This is a genomic window from Microcoleus harperi Pol14_C6, from assembly GCF_036701295.1.
Classification (GTDB): Bacteria; Cyanobacteriota; Cyanobacteriia; order Cyanobacteriales; family Microcoleaceae; genus Microcoleus.
The window spans coordinates 1-16,859 of record NZ_JAUBQN010000065.1 but is presented as its reverse complement, the minus strand read 5'-3'; the positions used below and the strand labels follow the sequence as shown (position 1 = coordinate 16,859).

General features: G+C 43.8%; 10 protein-coding genes. 1 reads left to right on the top strand and 9 read right to left on the bottom strand.

The genetic code is table 11. The annotated features are described in order from the left end of the window. Positions 1-188 precede the first annotated feature (188 nt). The 8 genes from QUA27_RS25900 to QUA27_RS25865 form a co-directional block, all read right to left on the bottom strand. Positions 189-1,850 (bottom strand): diguanylate cyclase domain-containing protein, encoded by a 1,662-nt coding sequence (locus tag QUA27_RS25900; protein ID WP_333071755.1) that lies wholly within the window; start codon positions 1,848-1,850, stop codon positions 189-191. A gap of 125 nt (positions 1,851-1,975) precedes the next feature. Then, on the bottom strand, positions 1,976-2,428 hold the full coding sequence (locus QUA27_RS25895) for a response regulator (protein ID WP_333071754.1): 453 nt from the start codon (positions 2,426-2,428) through the stop codon (positions 1,976-1,978). Further along, the gene (locus tag QUA27_RS25890) at positions 2,425-2,643 is read right to left on the bottom strand and encodes a hypothetical protein (protein ID WP_333071752.1); all 219 of its coding nucleotides are present in this window, start codon (positions 2,641-2,643) and stop codon (positions 2,425-2,427) included. Before QUA27_RS25890 ends, QUA27_RS25895 begins: the two co-directional genes overlap by 4 nt. Before the next feature lie 271 nt (positions 2,644-2,914). Next, positions 2,915-4,822, bottom strand: coding sequence for a PAS domain S-box protein (locus QUA27_RS25885; RefSeq protein ID WP_333071750.1), 1,908 nt, complete (start codon positions 4,820-4,822; stop codon positions 2,915-2,917). Further along, the gene (locus QUA27_RS25880; protein ID WP_333071749.1) at positions 4,823-6,763 is read right to left on the bottom strand and encodes a response regulator; all 1,941 of its coding nucleotides are present in this window, start codon (positions 6,761-6,763) and stop codon (positions 4,823-4,825) included. A gap of 289 nt (positions 6,764-7,052) precedes the next feature. Next, positions 7,053-10,211: a PAS domain S-box protein gene (locus tag QUA27_RS25875; protein WP_333071747.1), complete on the bottom strand. Its 3,159-nt coding sequence runs from the start codon at positions 10,209-10,211 to the stop codon at positions 7,053-7,055. Continuing rightward, positions 10,208-10,606, bottom strand: a complete 399-nt coding sequence (locus QUA27_RS25870) for a response regulator (RefSeq protein ID WP_333071745.1) — start codon at positions 10,604-10,606, stop codon at positions 10,208-10,210. Before QUA27_RS25870 ends, QUA27_RS25875 begins: the two co-directional genes overlap by 4 nt. A gap of 59 nt (positions 10,607-10,665) precedes the next feature. Further along, complete coding sequence (locus tag QUA27_RS25865) at positions 10,666-13,209, bottom strand: CBS domain-containing protein (protein WP_333071743.1); 2,544 nt, start codon at positions 13,207-13,209, stop codon at positions 10,666-10,668. A gap of 1,955 nt (positions 13,210-15,164) precedes the next feature. Here QUA27_RS25865 and sds point away from each other — a divergent pair. Continuing rightward, positions 15,165-16,136 carry a solanesyl diphosphate synthase gene (gene sds, locus QUA27_RS25860; protein WP_333071742.1) on the top strand — a complete coding sequence of 324 codons (972 nt, stop codon included), beginning with the start codon at positions 15,165-15,167 and terminating at the stop codon, positions 16,134-16,136. Between the two features lie 97 nt (positions 16,137-16,233). Here sds and QUA27_RS25855 read toward each other — a convergent pair whose 3' ends face one another. After that, on the bottom strand, positions 16,234-16,698 hold the full coding sequence (locus QUA27_RS25855; protein WP_333071740.1) for a hypothetical protein: 465 nt from the start codon (positions 16,696-16,698) through the stop codon (positions 16,234-16,236). Positions 16,699-16,859 lie beyond the last annotated feature (161 nt).

The following is a 16,859-nucleotide window of genomic DNA, read 5'->3' as shown; positions in this document are numbered from 1 at the left end:
CTTTCCCATAATTGTACGCTCGCATGAGCGATTAACTACACCCCATTATACAAGTCCGGTGCTACCGGACTTGATATGAGTCAGAAAATTATTATTACGATGCTAAGGTCAACAATATGAGTTGTGAGTTGTGAGTTGTGAGTGAAAAATCAAACACGATCTTACTAATTACCAATTACCTGCAACTTTTACATAAAAATCGGGGAAGATTCCGAGTTAATGTTGGCGTGACAAATGCGATTTTTGCCTTCGGTTTTGGCTTGATAAAGGGCGCTGTCAGCGCTGCGAATTAGGGTGTGGGGAGATTCCTGGGCAGAAGGAATCGCTGTCGCAATGCCGCAACTGAGGGTAACGTAGGGGCCGATCGACGATCGCGCGTGGGGCAGTTTCAAGCTGGCGATGCCGTCGCAGATTTTCCGGGCGACAGCGTTTGCCCCTTCGGCGCTAGTGTTGGGCAGCACTAGGGCAAACTCTTCGCCACCGTAGCGGGCAGTCAAATCCCCAGACCGGTTGGTAGATCTGGCGATCGCCCCGGCAACTTGGCGCAAACAATCGTCCCCGCCCAGATGCCCATAAAACTCGTTGTAAAGTTTAAAAAAGTCGAGGTCAAACATAATTAAAGACAGCGGAAGTTCCTCTCTTGCCAATCGGCGCCACTCTAAGCTCAAAACGCGATCGAACTGGCGGCGATTGGCAATGCCAGTCAGTCCATCAGTAGTTGCGAGTTGCTGCAATTTTTGATTGGCTATTGCTAGCTTGCGGTAAAGTTGAGATTGTTCGATCGCGATCGCCACTTGATTTGCCAAGTGCTGTAAAAAATCTATTTCCCACTGCTGCCATTCCCTGACACCGCAGCAATTGTATGCTGTCAACATTCCCCACAAACTATTGCCTTTTTCTGCGATCGTATCCGGCAAATTTTTAGCCTGCGCCTGCGGGTTGTCACTCGCCTGATGCCAAATATAATTTTCCGCTGCATCTTGATTTTTCTCGACTTCCCAAACAGTGGCTTCTTGTGTTTCTTTTGCCGTTTCCCAGTCGCCTGATTGCCAAATTGGCACGCTGATAACTGCTGCAATTTCACAATCTGCCAGCAATTCTTTGCAACTGCCAGCCAAGGGGGCAGTGCTGACATCTGCTATTGCTTGTACCGACTGGGATTCGACTAAAACAAAGCAGGACACCGCCAAAGCAGCACTAATATTTTGGTTTTCAATATAACCTTCTGGCAAACCGTCACCGGCGACGATCGCACCTTTTTGCTCTTCCCCGTCCAATTGAGAGACCCAATCCTGACAGCGATAAATTAAAACGCGATCTGTTTGGAGAAATTGGCGCACTTCTGCAACCGTACATTGGAGAATGCTTGCCGGATCTATTGACGATCGAATATGTTCGATCATTTTCCCCAACAGCCGCTGTCGAAGAGCCTGCTGTCGCAATTGTTCTTCGATTTGCTGGCGTTCTATCGCGTAATGGATTGCCCGCACCAGCAGAGTTCTGTGAAATCTTCCCTTTACCAAACAATCTTGAGCGCCCCAGCGCAATACCGACCGGGCTATATTTTCATCATTGATATCTGTCAGCACCACAATTGGCAATGTGGGCCATCGCCCTTTCAAAACTGCGATCGCCTCGCTTCCCCTCAAGCTGTCTGACACTGACAAATCTAATAGTACGGCGTCAAACTTGTCTACTTCCAGACGCCGAACTCCTATCTCCAGAGACTTAACAGTTTGGAGAAGAAATAGAGACTCGCTGAATGACCCTAGAAGGTCTTCGATCATTGTCGGAGCTCCGAGGTCATCCTCAACCAACAAAATTTTCAGACATTGGTTACATTTTAACACAACTATAGCGTTCGGAGCGGGTCGAAGGCAACTTTTTTTTGAGAGCGATACTTGCGATCGGCAAATATTTCGGCTTATCAAATTCACTATACACTCAAACTATGGATTTAGCCCTCCATTAAAGTTTACATATCCGGCGGCAATGAAACGATTTCAAACCAATACTCACATAAAGCCTTCATTACTTCAAGCAATCCTTCAAAAGTGACTGGTTTGGATATGAAAGAATTGGCTCCCAAGCGGTAGCAAAGCAAGATATCTCCTCGGCGGTGGGAAGTTGTGAGCATTACAACCGGAATTTGTTGCAAATGGGGGTCAGCTCTGATCGAAGTTAGTGTTTCGCGCCCGTCCAGCCTCGGCATATTCAAATCCAAAAGTATCAAGTCTGCCTGATGCCAATTGCTGCTATCAAAATATTGACCGCGGCGGTACAAATAGTCTAGTACCTGTTCTCCATTTTCCACAAATTCCCTCGTAATTGCTAATCGAATTTCTCGCAGTGCTTCCTCCATCAAAAAGCGCGTATCCTCGTCATCGTTTGCTATTAAAAGAGTAAATTTTTTCTTTTTATAATTCACCGCTTTGCCTCACTACGAACGTCCTTTGTGAGGTTGCGTGATTTGGAGCCGTATCTGAGTACCTCCACAGCATCTCTTTCCATCATTCGGTAAATCAGGCTGAGAACACTAAAAGTGTGTTGCAGCCATTTCCCGTTTTTCTCTATTTGCAAAGGTTTGCGAATTATGCTTGTTTCACTTTCCAGTCTGTCCGAGAAACGGCAAACTGCAAACATATTACAAATCCTTCTCCGCGAACTACTAGGGAAACTATTGCATCCCAAAGCAAGATGCTCTGGATACTGTTGAAAAAAATTAACAAGTCTTGCGCGCACCGCTGATTTATAAGTTGTATAAGGATAGAGCTAATAGATTTATATTGATACATTTCTAACTCGCTGTCATCAGTGAATATGCTACACTTTATAAGCATTTTTGTAAAGAAAACATAAAGATGGTTAAAGCTTAAGTAAAGGACGAGTGACTGCTTCAGGCGGGCTGTTGACTTCACTTTGGTATAGGAATAGAAAAATAAAAAGTCGAGCCTCGATTCGGTTCTGATTCTACCCAAAGGCTGCCCCCGTGCCGCTCGACAATTCTTTGACAAATCGCTAAACCGATACCAGTTCCAGAATACTGTTTTTGGGTGTGCAAGCGCTGAAAAATCTGAAAAATTCGCGGATGGTACTGTGAGGCAATCCCAATACCATTATCCTGCACTGAAAACACCCAGCTATCCCCCTGATGGAAAGCGTCCACCTGCACCACCGGCGCCTCACTGCTGCGGTACTTAATGGCGTTACCAATTAAATTTTGAAACAGTTGCAGCAGTTGAAAACAGTCACCTGTTACCCTTGGCAAATTCCCCTTAGTAACTGAAGCTTGATTCTCGCGGATAGCCAAATGCAAATTAGCACAAGCATCCTCAAAAACCCGATTGCAATCTATCATCTCAAAAGGTTTCTGACTGCGACCGACCCGCGAATACTCCAGCAAGTCATCAATCAGCGCCTGCATCCGCTCGCAAGAATTAACAATATTGCGGATAAATTTATTCCCTTGGGCATCAAGTTGGTTGGTAAAGCGTTTTTCTAATAGTTGAGCGTAGCCGGCAATCGTGCTCAAAGGCGCTTGCAAATCGTGAGAAGCCACGTAAGCAAACTGTTCTAGTTCGGCATTAGAACGAGTTAATTCTTGAGCGTAGCGGGTTTGAGTGTCTAAACTCTCTTGCAGCAATTCTTGTACCAGCTTGCGTTCGGAAATATCCTCGATCGCACAAATCAAATACTGCAGCGTCCCCTTGACATCGCGCATTGCCGAAACAGTAACATTTGCCCAGCGCACTGCCTCATCTTTGCATAGCAAACGCTTTTCCACAGAAAAAGTTTGAATCTTCCCGGATAACAGTGAACGCAGGTATTCTCTGTCCGCTTCTCTGTCATCTGGGTGAGTAATTGCCTCCCAATTTTGCTGTAACAATTCCGATTGTGCATAGCGGACAATTTGACAAAAGCCGGGATTTACCCGCATAAATTTACCGCAAAGCGCGGTTTTAGCTATGCCGACCGCAGCTTGCTCGAATATCGCGCGGAAGCGTTCTTCGCTGTCTCGTAGGGCAATTTCTGCTCGTTTGCGATCGGTAATGTTACGAAATGTTACTGCCAGACCATCATTTAATTTCACCGCCACAATGTGCAGCCAAACAATAGTATCTAGCTCCTGTTCGTAAGAAAATTCTTGGTCTACAGTTTCTCCTGTTTCTACTACAGAAACATACAAATCAAATAACCCGTTATTGCTAACTGGGGAAACTTTCGCTAACAAATTATTGCCAACTATGTCATTTAATAGCAGACCATAAAATTTTTCAGCGGCCGGGTTGATCAAGAGCCACTGGAAATCTACAATATTTCCCTCACTGTTGCGGACTGCAGAATAAGCCACCACACAGTCTAATGAACTATTTAATATGCTAGAAAGCAGCGACTGTGACTGTTGCAGTTGATAATTTTGTTCTTTTAATTGCTGTTGCAGTTTTTGCAAGCGGACTTGCTTGTCGATGCGCGCTAAAACTTCTTCTACTTGAAATGGTTTAGTAATATAGTCAGCACCTCCTACTCGAAAAGCTTGTAATTTATCGTTCATTTCATCTAATACGCTTAAAAATATCACCGGGATTTGTTCGGTTTCCGGTGTCGCTTTCAGTCTCCGACAAACTTCATAACCGTTCATTTCCGGCATTCTAATGTCGAGTAAAATTAAATCTGGGCAATGGCTGATCGCAACATTCAACGCCAGTGGACCGCAAATAGCTCGGTAAACTTGATACCCCTGGGATGTTAGCAGTTTGGATAAGAACCGCAGATTGCTTGGTTGGTCATCAACCACCAATACTTTAATTTCGCTATTATCCATTTATTTTAAACTCGATTGAGTTAAATCCATTATCTTGTCGAGTCGGTAATCGGCAAGCAAATCTTTTAAAGCCTCAGCTAAAGTTGGATGACTTTCCCAGATGCGATCGACAAGTTGAATCGCCAGCTCTTCATTAACATCATTAGCTGCTTCGTAGAGTTCCTGCACCCAGCTTTGAGGCATCTGAGCCAGTAGCTCTCCGAAAAATGAATCGGGTTTTTCGTTCACACAATAACGCCGTAAAGCCCCGACTGGGAGCCGGGGCAACTCTTGATAAAGATAGCGCACTTCCAAGTAGCAAGCCATCTTATCAAAGAGGATTTGTTCTTGAAAAGGTTTCCGCACAAAATCGTCGCAACCTGCGGCGATAATTTCGCCTTTTTTTTCCTCAAAAGTGCTAGCAGTCAGAGCAATAATTACAGTTCGCCACTGAGTTTGTTTCTCTTTCGCTCTAATTTGTCGGACAGCTTCAAAACCGTCCATTACGGGCATTCGCGTATCCAGCCAAATTAAATGAGGCTGCCAACTTTCCCAAAGTTCAACCGCTTGGTAGCCATTTTCCGCTTCTCGGACTTCAAAACCAATTGGTTGCAACATTTTAACCAGCAGCAGCCGATTTTCTTGATTGTCGTCAACTGCTAAAATCCGATAAATCGGTTGATCTGCTTCTAGCCCGATCACCCGCTGCAATGTCGCCACTGTTATTTCAGACGAAATAGCGGCAAATACTCGGATATTAAATTTAAAACTTGTTCCCTCACCTAAAACACTTTTTACCCAAATATCCCCACCCATTATCTGCACGTATTTTTTAGTAATTGTCAAACCCAACCCCGTACCATCAGCCGCTTTTCTACCCGCTTGTGTTTGCACGAAAGCATCAAATAAAGTATCAATTTCTGCTGTTGCTATGCCCACTCCCGTATCTTCAACTTCAAACAAAATTAACAAGGGTTCGACTGAGGTAGAGTTAGGATGACTTTCCGATTCTGTCTGCTGTGGCTGGTTGCTTTCCACGCTCACGCGCAGCCAAATACGGCCCCCGTCGTGAGTAAATTTCATGGCATTTCCCAGCAGGTTAATTAAACAGACGCGCAGCTTGTTTTCGTCAGTTTTTATATATTGGGGAACATTTGCCTGGACGGAAAATCGCAGGTGCATTTTTTTTGTTTCAGCTTTGATTTGAAACATTTCTTCGAGAGTGTCGAGGAGTTGATAAAGGTCAAAGCTGCGTTCATCTAAGCCAATTATCCCTGCTTCTATTTTCGACAAGTCTAAAACATCGTTAATTAGTTCCAGCAAATGTTGGCCGCTGCGGTTAATAATTCGGAGGTTTTCGAGATTTTCGTGGCTGAGCAAAGAGTCGCGACTCATGACTTGGGTAAAACCCAGGATGGCGTTCAGTGGCGTCCGCAATTCGTGGCTCATGTTGGCAACAAATTGACTTTTTGCGAGCGAAGCAGCGGCCGCTGCTTCTTCGGCTTTTTTGCGTTCTATTATTTCTTCTTGCAGTTCTTTATTGCGATCTACCAATTGTTTTTTCAGTCTCTGGATAGTCAATTGGTGTTCGATTCGCGCTAAAACTTCTGCTACATGAAACGGTTTTGTGACATAATCTACCCCTCCAACTTTAAAGGCGGTCACTTTGTCCAATACTTCATCTAAAGCACTGATAAAAATAACGGGAATTTCTGAGGTATTCGGATCTGCCTTGAGCTGTGTGCAGACTTCGTAGCCGTCCATTTCCGGCATTTTGATGTCGAGCAAAATCAAATCGGGAGAACCAGAGCGGGCGGCTCTGATTGCCATTTTGCCGTTAATTACGCCGCGGACTTTGTAGCCCCGATCGAACAGCGTTGCTGATAAAACTTGCAAATTTTCTGGAGTATCGTCAACAATTAATATGTTGCCTTTATTTTCTTCTATTTGATTTTTGGTCATCGATCGCTATTTTTTGTTAATTTAATGTTGAAATTATGAAAACTGGTTAAATGTTCATTATAGCACTCCCTCCTCAATGAACTCATTTTATATTTACAGAACTTATCCTAATGAAGATTTGAGATGTGAGATTTGAGATTAAATAATTGAGAATGACTGATAATTACCTGGGTGTGGAGCTTGACTACAAGTAAATTAGCCGATCGCCCGCAGGCGAGTTTACAAATAGGCGATCGACATACATGATCAATAATCTTGAACCTGCCCCTATCCTTTCTTTTTTCATCCTTCAACAATTTCTAAACTCCTCAATCAAATCTATAATCCGATCGCATCGGAAGTTATTCGCCAAATCGGCGATCGCGCTGCGGAAACTAGCATTAATAGGAGGAATCGACAACAACAGCCGAAAAATCTCCTCGTTATCAACCGCATCCGCCGCAGAATACAATTCATCAATCCATTCAGCAGGCATATCTTCCAAAAATGAAGAATTGAGCGTCAAAGCCAAATCAGCCGTTTCAGTCGCCGTGGAAACCTCGGCGGACACCGCAGCATCAGAACTTAGCGAAGCTTCTCGATCGTAAACATAGCGGACTCCCAGATACTTAGCCATCTTTTCCAGAATCACTTGCTCTCGAAAAGGCTTCGCTACAAAATCATCGCAACCAGCAGACAAAATCAGCGATCGCTCCTCATCAAAAGCACTTGCAGTAAGAGCAATAATCACCGTTGCTTGACCTTTCAAATGCGCTTTAATCTGTTTAGTAGCTTCGTAACCGTCCATCACCGGCATCCGCATATCCATCCAAATCAAATGAGGTTCCCAACTCGACCACATTTCCACAGCTTGAACGCCATTTTCAGCTTCCTGCACCGCAAAGCCGAGCGATGTCAGCATTCTGACCAACAGCAAGCGGCTTTCCAGGCGATCGTCAACAGCTAAAATCCGGTATTCTCGCTGTCCGGGTTCGAGACCAACCACTCGGCGAGCTGTTTGAGCAACCTGAATTTCCACTGCATTAGGGAGCGAGACTTTAACATCAAATCTAAAAATGCTGCCGCGACCGAGGGTGCTTGTTACCGTCATCTTCCCTCCCATTAACTGAACGAACTGCTTGCTGATTGGCAAGCCTAAACCGGTTCCTTCTTGAGCTTTTTTCCCGCTTTCTGTTTGCGCGAAAGGTTTAAACAAATTTTCCATTTCTTCTGCAGAAATTCCTGAACCTGTGTCTTCCACTTCAAATAGCAATGAGCACCTCTCAGTTAGCGAATTCTCTGGAGAGCTTTTGTTTTTTAGCAGCTCATGTTTGACTCTCAAATTAACACCACCTTCCGCAGTAAATTTAATAGCATTTCCGACGACATTTATCAATACTTGTCGCAACTTGCTTTCGTCAGTTTCTATATATTGAGGTAGATGTGGTGGGCAATCAAAAATTAACTGCAACCCTTTTTTTTCGGCTTGCAGCTTCAGCATATGTTCAGTATTTTTTATCATTTTGTGCAAGTCAAAAGTGCTGTTATTAAGTGTGACCAAGCCGACTTCAATTTTTGACATTTGCAGAATATTGTTGATCAGAACGAGCAAATGTTCTCCGCTCTGGGTAATAATTCCTAAGTATTGCTGTTGATCGGGACCGAGGTCTGGGTCGCGGGCTAGCAGTTGGCTGAAACCGAGAATGGCGTTGAGGGGAGTTCGCAATTCGTGGCTCATATTCGAGAGAAATTCGCTTTTTGCTCTGTTCGCTCTGTCGGCTTCTTCTTTAGCTTTTCGTAGAACTATTTCAGCTTGTTTCCGTTCGGTAATATCGCTAGCAGTGCCTGTTGTGCCGATGATGTTTCCTTCAGCGTCCATGCGCGCGATCGCCTTGGTATTTACATCAATCTTTCGGCCGTCTTTTCCTAATACTATATTTTCGTACTGAAACACAGTTTTTCCCGTCAGCAAGCGCTGCTGAAGTTCCCATTTCCAGTCTATTTCTCCAGGAGCCAAGAAATCGCTAAAAGAACAGCCGAGCATTTCTTCCGGCTCGTAACCGTATATTTGTTTAACTGCTTGGTTCACAAAAGTAATGTGTCCTTGAGCATTGCAAGACCAAATAATGTCTTGGGAAGTTTCAACTAAATGACGGTATTTTTCTTCGCTCTCTGCTAGGGCTATTTCTGCCAGCTTTCGTGGGGTAATGTCCATCAAAGTTGTGAATAGTTTTGTCACTTGCCCTTGTTGGTTGACAACTACTTCTCCTCTGGCTTCGATGTAGCGAATGAAGCCGGCTTCACTTATTTGTGACGGGGAATTATCAGCAGCAATTTTTGGTTCCGGGCGCAGAATTCGATATTCCAAACTATAAGATTGCCCGCTAGCAATAGCAGTGTCGCTCGTTGTTTGCCACTTTTGTCGATCGTCCGGATGTACGTATTGCGAAAACTCAGCTAGTGTTGGCGCAGGCTGGGTTGGATCGAGCCCAAAAATCCGAGATAACTCTTCCGACCAAGTAGTTGTGTTGGCAGAGAAATCGCATTCCCAATTACCGACACGGGCGATTCTTTGGGCTGCTGCTAAAGAAGCCGCTACACCTCGGAGTTTTTCTTCGGCTAATTTGCGATCGCTAATATCTTGAATTACAGAAATTACGCAAGTTTCGCCATGAATGTCAATGATTTCTGCTGACAGTAGCCCGGTTCTGAGTTCCCCTGTTTTAGTGCGAAAATCAAATTCGTAGTTGAGAATAATTTGTTTTTCATCTAACATTTTAAACAACTCGGCGTGGGCTTGTATATTTTCCCAAAGATTCAAATCAAGCGCCGTGCGATCGAGGATTTCTGCGGCGGAATAACCGATGACCTGGCAAAAAGCCTCATTGATTTCTAAATAACGACCGTCATTAAGTCTGGTAATAGCAATCGGGTTGGGAGAAGAACGAAAAGCTTTAGCAAACTTTTCTTCAGACAAGCGCAGTTGTGCAGTCCGCTCCTCGACTAAAGTTTCCAATTCTTGATTCAGCTTTTGGAGTTGAGAATTTTGTTCAGCTAATTGCTTCTCCCTAAAATAGCTGTTAATCGCTTCTTTTACCGTCAACTTCAAATCTTCCGACTGCCAAGGTTTGGATATGTATCGGTACAATTTAGCATATTTAATAGTATTCGCCACTGCTTCTAGGTCTGCTTGCCCCGTCAGCATGATTTTGATAGTTTTTGGCGAAATTCTGTGAATCTGCTTCAGCAATTCGTCCCCTTTAATATTCGGCATCAGATAGTCGGAAATTACTGCTACAATTTCGCAGCCCTCTGCCAGTAATTCCTCGATTAACTCTAAAGCATCTTCGCCTCCTTCAGCGGTTTCTAATAAATGTTCTTCCCCCAGGGTTTTTTTTAACTCAATTTTCAAACTTTGAAGAATTATCGGTTCGTCATCCACGCAAATAATCACAGGTTTATTATTCATATTTTTGTCAAACCAGATTTTATAGTTTCTACTAATTCTTTGCGCTCCCATGGCTTGTACAAACAACGGTGCAAGTTTGCTTGCTCTTTCACCCGTGCTATTGCTACTTCGTCTGCTTGCCCGGTCAGCATGACTTTCACAATTTTAGGATATTTTTGGTGAACCATAATCAAAAAATCATCTCCTTTAATCCCTGGCATTAACCAGTCAGATACTATGACCAAAATATCACTTTCATCTTCTTTTTGAATTTCCTCCATAATTTCCAGAGCTTCATCTGCATTTTCTGCTACTTCATAGAGGTAAGCATCCCCAAATTCTTTTTTAAGTTGAATTTTTAAACTATTTAAGACCACAACTTCATCGTCAACGCACAAAATTACTGGTTTAGGCATAAAGCTTTACTTCTATTAAATTTTAAAACTTGGGTGTGGCACTCTTTTTTTAATTCCTCTCAAGGAATTTCGATAGGCAAGAATATAGTAAATTTTGTGTGGCCAGGCACGCTTTCTACTTGCAGTTCACCTTGATGTTTTTCCAGAATTTTTTGAACTATATCTAATCCCAAACCACTGCCTTCCCCTGGAGGTTTAGTTGTGAAAAACGGCTCAAAAATTCTCGGCATAATCTCTGGGGGAATGCCTGGACCACTGTCGGTAATACTGACTGATATTACGTTCGCTTGGTGTTTGACATCAATTTTTAACACTCCTTTGTTGCCCATCGCTTGTAAAGCATTGTGAATCAAATTTGTCCAAACTTGATTGAGTTCATCAGGATAGCATAGCACAGAGGGCAAATTAGTACCATAGTTTCTGACTACTTCCACACCGTGTTTGATTTGGTAGTGGTAAAGCGTTAAAACAGTATCAATACCGTCGGTAATATTAGCGATTACTTTGGAACCAGATTGGTCGTAACGAGAGTAGCTTTTCAAAGCAAAAACGATTTTGGCTGCCCGATCTGTGGCAGTAGCAATATTTTTAGTGCTTTTTTGTACCGTAGCAAATTGATAGGCGGTTTGTACAATGTTTCGACTTTGGCTGTCTTTCAACAAAGGTAAAAAAGGTTCTACATTGTTGCCGATGCCGATATCTAATAAAGTACAAGCAAGGCTGGCGGCGTCGTCAATTTTTTCTGATTCTAATTGCGCCTGCAAAAGTTTTTTTAACTGACGTTTTTCTTTACTAGATAATGTATCTGTTTCTTGGCTGGACTTGTGTAGCAAAGCAAAGAAATCCTGTCGCCGTTCCGGGGATAGTTGTTGAAAAAATATCGGCAACTGCTGCAATTGTTCCGTCCAGAAGTCGGCGATGTTCTGCACAGAAGAGCGAATCGCCCCTAAAGGAGAATTGATTTCATGAGCAACTCCGGCAATTAACTGTCCGAGGGCTGCCATTTTTTCTGATTGAATGAGTTCTTTCTGAGTCCGCTTCAGTTCTTCTAAGGTATGAGATAACTCTGCATTTTTTTGGCACAGCGCTGACTCGGCTATTTTGCGGGCGTTGATGTTGCGGGCAACCCAAATGACTGCATCTTTTGAGAACAGAGAAATGCAGGCGGAAAACCAAATTTCGCGACCACAAATTGTTAAGCTGTAGTCAAAATTGAGAGTTTGTTGTGTTTCTAACACTTGCTGAACTAACACCCACCAATCATCCGGGTTGTCGTCGTCAAAAAAATGTTCTATGGTCAAGCTGACTATATCACAATCAGGCTCAGAAGCCGCTGCCACATTCGTTGGCAAAACTTCTATGTTCCGCTGACTGTCTAGCACGAGAACGATGTCGGTCATCGCTTCAAAAACGGCCCGAACTTTCTTTTCTGAAAAGTGTAATTTTTCTTCGAGCAATTTTCTACCACTAATTTGTTGCTGCAATTCTTCGTTACTGGCTGCTAGTTGAACCGTGCGGTCTAGAACTCGCTGTTCGAGTTCCGTGTTGAGGCGGCGAACTTCAGCTTCAGCGGTGGTGCGGTCTTGTATTTCCTTTTTTAACAGACTGTTGGCATTAATTAATTCTAAAGTTCGTTGTTTGATTTGTTCTTCCAAATTATCATTTAAAATTCGCAATTTTTCCTCTACTTCTGTTCTCCGCAACGCTTCTTTTTGCAATTCTTCGTTCATTTTGTTCAACTCCTGAGTTTTGTCTGCAACTGTTTCCTGCAAAAGCTCGACATTTGCGTGCATTTCTACCGGATCTAAGGCTTGCAGCAGGCTAATTTCAGTCACAATTCCGGCTAAATATCCTTCTTCGTCCACCACCACCAAGCGCCGGATGCGGTGCTGCTGCATTAACTGGTGAGCCTGCCACAAGGTGGCTTTTACCTGCAACTGTATCAGCGGAAAACTCATCGCGGCGGTGACGGGAGTGCCTGCGAAATCTAGTCCAGAAGCTTGGAATTTAACAATGTCGCGTTCTGTAATTATGCCCACAGGTTTCTGATTTTTGTTGCCGCTGTCAGTGCCAATGACTATGCAGCTTTTTCGCTGGGATCTCATCTGTTTTGCGACTTCTAAAACTGAGGCGCTGCTTGAGGTAACTATTACTTGGGTGGTCATAATTTCTTCGGCGCGCCACATTTTCAGCAAGTCTGCCGGTTTGAGGATTTGACGGATGCTTTTGCAGGTGATAGCCCCTAGCAAGTTGCCACCTTCGTCTAGGAGGGGTAAATGACGGATTCTTTTTGAGTGCAAAATGTTTAATACCTTGAAGATATTCCCCGCTTTATTGAGGGAAATAGCGATCGGGTTTTCAGTCATCACCTCAGAAATTGCCACCCCTGCTAGCGAAATACCGCTAGCAGTTATTTTCACAACATCGCGCTCTGTAAAAATTCCGAGCAATTGCTGCTCAAACGCGATTAAAATGCAACTGGCACTCGCCTCAGTCATGGCAGCAATTGCGACTTTCAAGGGTGTGTCTGGAGGCAGCACCGGCGGTTTGGGGTCGATCGCCTGTTCTAGCAAGCTTTGGGCATCAGAAACTGTTGTTGACATGGGCAAATTAAGGAGGATAGATGCAGGCGGAACCGGCACTTAATACGATTTTAGATTTCCGATTTTACAGTCGCAGCACGCTCACCGCAATCGAGATTTGACATCGGTCTAGAGTTGCATTTTTACGAGCGCATTGGTATGATTTTTAGTGCGCTCGCGCTAAACCGCTGTCGGAATTGATACCATACACGTCCTTTGGCAGATAACTGATGTTACTTCTATTTTACCCAAATGTTTTTTCACACTTTTTTTAACAATCTCCTTTTCCCACCCGCTACCTTAGTCGGCGGGTATTGTGGTCAAGAATTGCTCAAATATTCGTGGCAAAATTACCGGGTAATTCATTTGCCACTGACGAACAGGCTTGGATTTTATGCTCTCACCTCTACTTTGAAAACTCGGCAATTCTCTATAGCTTGTAAAGCATTGTGCCTCAGATTTACCGAAACTTGTTTTACTTCGTCTGGACTCGACAACAATTTGGGCAGTTGTTCTTGATAATTTCTGACAAATTTTACTAAATGTTTTAGTTATTTTAATTAAAAGTTAGTATGGTTTTAATGGGTCAGTAATTTGGAAAATGTGTTTGCTACTATCATAGATTTATATCAATTTTTTAAAATTAAAAATTACTTTTGTGGCTCTCTAGCAAATTTTGTTGGGAATATGTGAATAAATGCCAGAGAATATGTGCCTGAATCAGTCATTTAAGCAGCCTGGGATGAAATATGTGATTGCAGTGCAACTTTATGGATTGCTTCTGTTGAGCAAGCAGGTTACTATATTCAGCAATTTCGCGTTTTATTTCTGTAAGTTATTGCCCTACAAAATAGAAATATTGCGATTTTTGGCACAATAACCGACAACTTCAAACTCAGCATTTTTGAGAGCACTTTAATAGCTCTCTCGGAACACTGGCCGGGTTTCCCTGACATGAAACTTGCTGTGAGCTATACAAGCTGCTACTAAATATCATATCTTGCCTCAGAGGCTGTGGGCATTGAACCTCGATAACTGTAGCTACGTGTTGCAGTAAGTAGCAGCCCAGAAAATCACGGTGCCGGTAATTGTAAATAATAACCCTGCCTTTGCGCGCAAGCATTCAAGGCAGGGTTATTATTGAGTATTCCGAATTCTCAAGGGTGAAGGGAGGGCGCTGCTGCCGACTTCGGCTGCCCAGCAGTGCACTACTCGCCCAATCGAGTGATTTTAGCGCTGCGTTCTGCCAACATCAGCAGTACATAAATAGTCATTACATAGCCGGCGGCCAGAATGGGAATAATTAGAGGAATATCGCGATAAATCATAATTAGAACCAAAAGTCAAGGACGAGGAGGAGCAGGACAAGTTCAAGACCTACTACATTAAGTCAGCACGCAAGACCATGCCTTGGTTCTGAAGGCTGTTTTTCCATATCAAGCCTGCGGGAACATTTAGGCGTTCCCGGTCATCAATAATGATTTACTGCTTTACAGATGCTTAAACAGCCTAAAACCATCCACTTGAGCTGCTTTGAGCTACCGTGCACATAAGATGCGCTACTCTTAACTTCTGAAAACTTTTAGCCGCGAGGAACTAAAAATCCGTCCCAGAAATTTTGGCTGCGATCGACTAACAAGGCTGGCTCTACGAAACTTTTACAGGCACCTAAAAGCTACCTGCCAGTCTGGCTGTACTTAATGTATAGAATTGTTTAAATCCTTAATACCCATAATAACACAGGGTTTCTGGGATTTAGAGATTTTTTGGCAGTGTCCTTAACAATTCGATACAATAGGGGCAACCTCTCTCCCAGCAGGCTACTCACCTCTGGCAGGCGGGTGACTCCCATCGGGTGGCAGATGACAAATAACTGCCGATCGCCTAGATTTTTCTTTTCTATTGCAGAGAATTACCTTAAAATAAAGATATGATATGTAAAATTTTGTTACTTTACGGCTTGAGTCGGCGTATCCATGATCTCTAGCACTCTCCTATTTTCCTCGGTTGAAGAAGACCTGCGACTGTTGACAGAAAACTTAAAACAGTTAGTGGGTGCCCGTCATCCCATCTTGTACGCGGCTGCAGAATACTTATTCGGCACAAAGGGAAAACGAGTGAGACCCGCAATCGTTCTGTTGATGGCCAAGGCGACTATGCCCGATCGGGAAATCACGGAAAAACACCGCCGCCTCGCTGAAATCACGGAAATGATCCACACAGCTAGTCTCGTGCACGACGACGTGGTAGACGAGTCGGATCTGCGGCGGGGAGTGCCGACGGTTCACAGTCGGTTTAACAACCGAGTGGCAGTATTGGCGGGAGACTTTCTGTTTGCTCAATCTTCCTGGCATTTGGCAAATCTCGACAACCTGCCAGTAGTCAAACTGCTTTCAGAAGTGATTATGGATTTAGCTGAGGGGGAAATTCAACAGGGACTCAATGGATTTGACACCAGCTTGTCGATCGAAGCGTACCTCGAAAAAAGTTATTACAAAACAGCGTCTTTAATTGCCAACAGTTCCAAAGCAGCGGGCTGTTTGAGCGAGGTTTCAGCGGAAATAGCAGACGATTTGTACAACTACGGTCGGAACATTGGTTTGGCATTCCAAATAGTAGATGATATATTAGATTTCACCGCTTCAACGGAAACTTTGGGGAAACCTGCAGGCTCGGATCTCAGAAGCGGTAATCTGACAGCACCAGCACTATTTGCCTTAGAAGAAAAGCCTTACTTGGAAGTTCTCATAGAACGCGAATTTGCCCAAGAAGGAGATCTAGAGCAGGCCCTGGCACTGGTAGAAGATTCTAAAGGCATAGAGCGATCGCGAGAACTAGCCACAAATCACGCACAGAAAGCCGTCGAATACTTAGCTTCGCTGCCCCATTCAGAGTCCCGTCAAGCTTTGATTGATTTGGCTGAATACGTTTTGAGTAGACTTTATTAGAGGTTAAAAAGTTACACTTTATTGGTAATGGGGAATTGGTAATGCGTAATTCCCAATTCCTAATGCCCTGTTACCAATAAATAGAAAATTGAGTTGTTTAGGCAATATCCGGCGGTGGAGCCGATCGATACTGTTGCAAGTAAACGTTAATTAAACTCTGTACTTGCTCGCGAGGAATTTCCGTCCCGACTTCCTGATTGCCGGGACTTTCAAAAAAAACAATGCTGTCAAGACCTTCAAGAGCTATCATCTGAAATAAAATGTGAGTGACAGGCAAAAGCACCGGTCTGAGGCGATCGCCCCCAGCAGCCGCAGCCTGCGAAGCATCTTTAAAACTATTCCAAGCATAAATCACCCTCTTCTCCCGTCCCGGTTGCTTGAGATTGCTCAAAACCACGATCGCCCAACTTTGGTCTACCGCTTGCAGGATCGAGTATTCGAGGTGCTGTAGCTGTTGGGCAATTAACACCAAGGCCGGGGCGATCGCCTTTAAGATTTGTGGCGTCGAACCGTCGGGCGGAGCTTTTTCGATCAATGCTTGAATCTGTTGGTCTAAATCCATCAGTCAGTTCTTTGATATCTAAAATTAAAAATTTCAGCTTAGCAGGTCCGCATCCAAGTATATATTACCCAGCACTGCCCTATTATATCAAGTCCGGTAGCACCGGACTTGTATAATGGGGTGTAGTTAATCGCTCATGCGAGCGTACAATTATGGGAAAG

Bases quoted from the DNA above. Each gene is read 5' to 3' on its own strand.
- QUA27_RS25890 (WP_333071752.1), bottom strand. From the start codon at position 2,643: ATGTTTGCAGTTTGCCGTTTCTCGGACAGACTGGAAAGTGAAACAAGC.
- QUA27_RS25885 (WP_333071750.1), bottom strand. From the start codon at position 4,822: ATGGATAATAGCGAAATTAAAGTATTGGTGGTTGATGACCAACCAAGC.
- QUA27_RS25880 (WP_333071749.1), bottom strand. From the start codon at position 6,763: ATGACCAAAAATCAAATAGAAGAAAATAAAGGCAACATATTAATTGTT.
- QUA27_RS25875 (WP_333071747.1), bottom strand. From the start codon at position 10,211: ATGAATAATAAACCTGTGATTATTTGCGTGGATGACGAACCGATAATT.
- QUA27_RS25870 (WP_333071745.1), bottom strand. From the start codon at position 10,606: ATGCCTAAACCAGTAATTTTGTGCGTTGACGATGAAGTTGTGGTCTTA.
- QUA27_RS25865 (WP_333071743.1), bottom strand. From the start codon at position 13,209: ATGTCAACAACAGTTTCTGATGCCCAAAGCTTGCTAGAACAGGCGATC.
- sds (WP_333071742.1), top strand. From the start codon at position 15,165: ATGATCTCTAGCACTCTCCTATTTTCCTCGGTTGAAGAAGACCTGCGA.
- QUA27_RS25855 (WP_333071740.1), bottom strand. From the start codon at position 16,698: ATGGATTTAGACCAACAGATTCAAGCATTGATCGAAAAAGCTCCGCCC.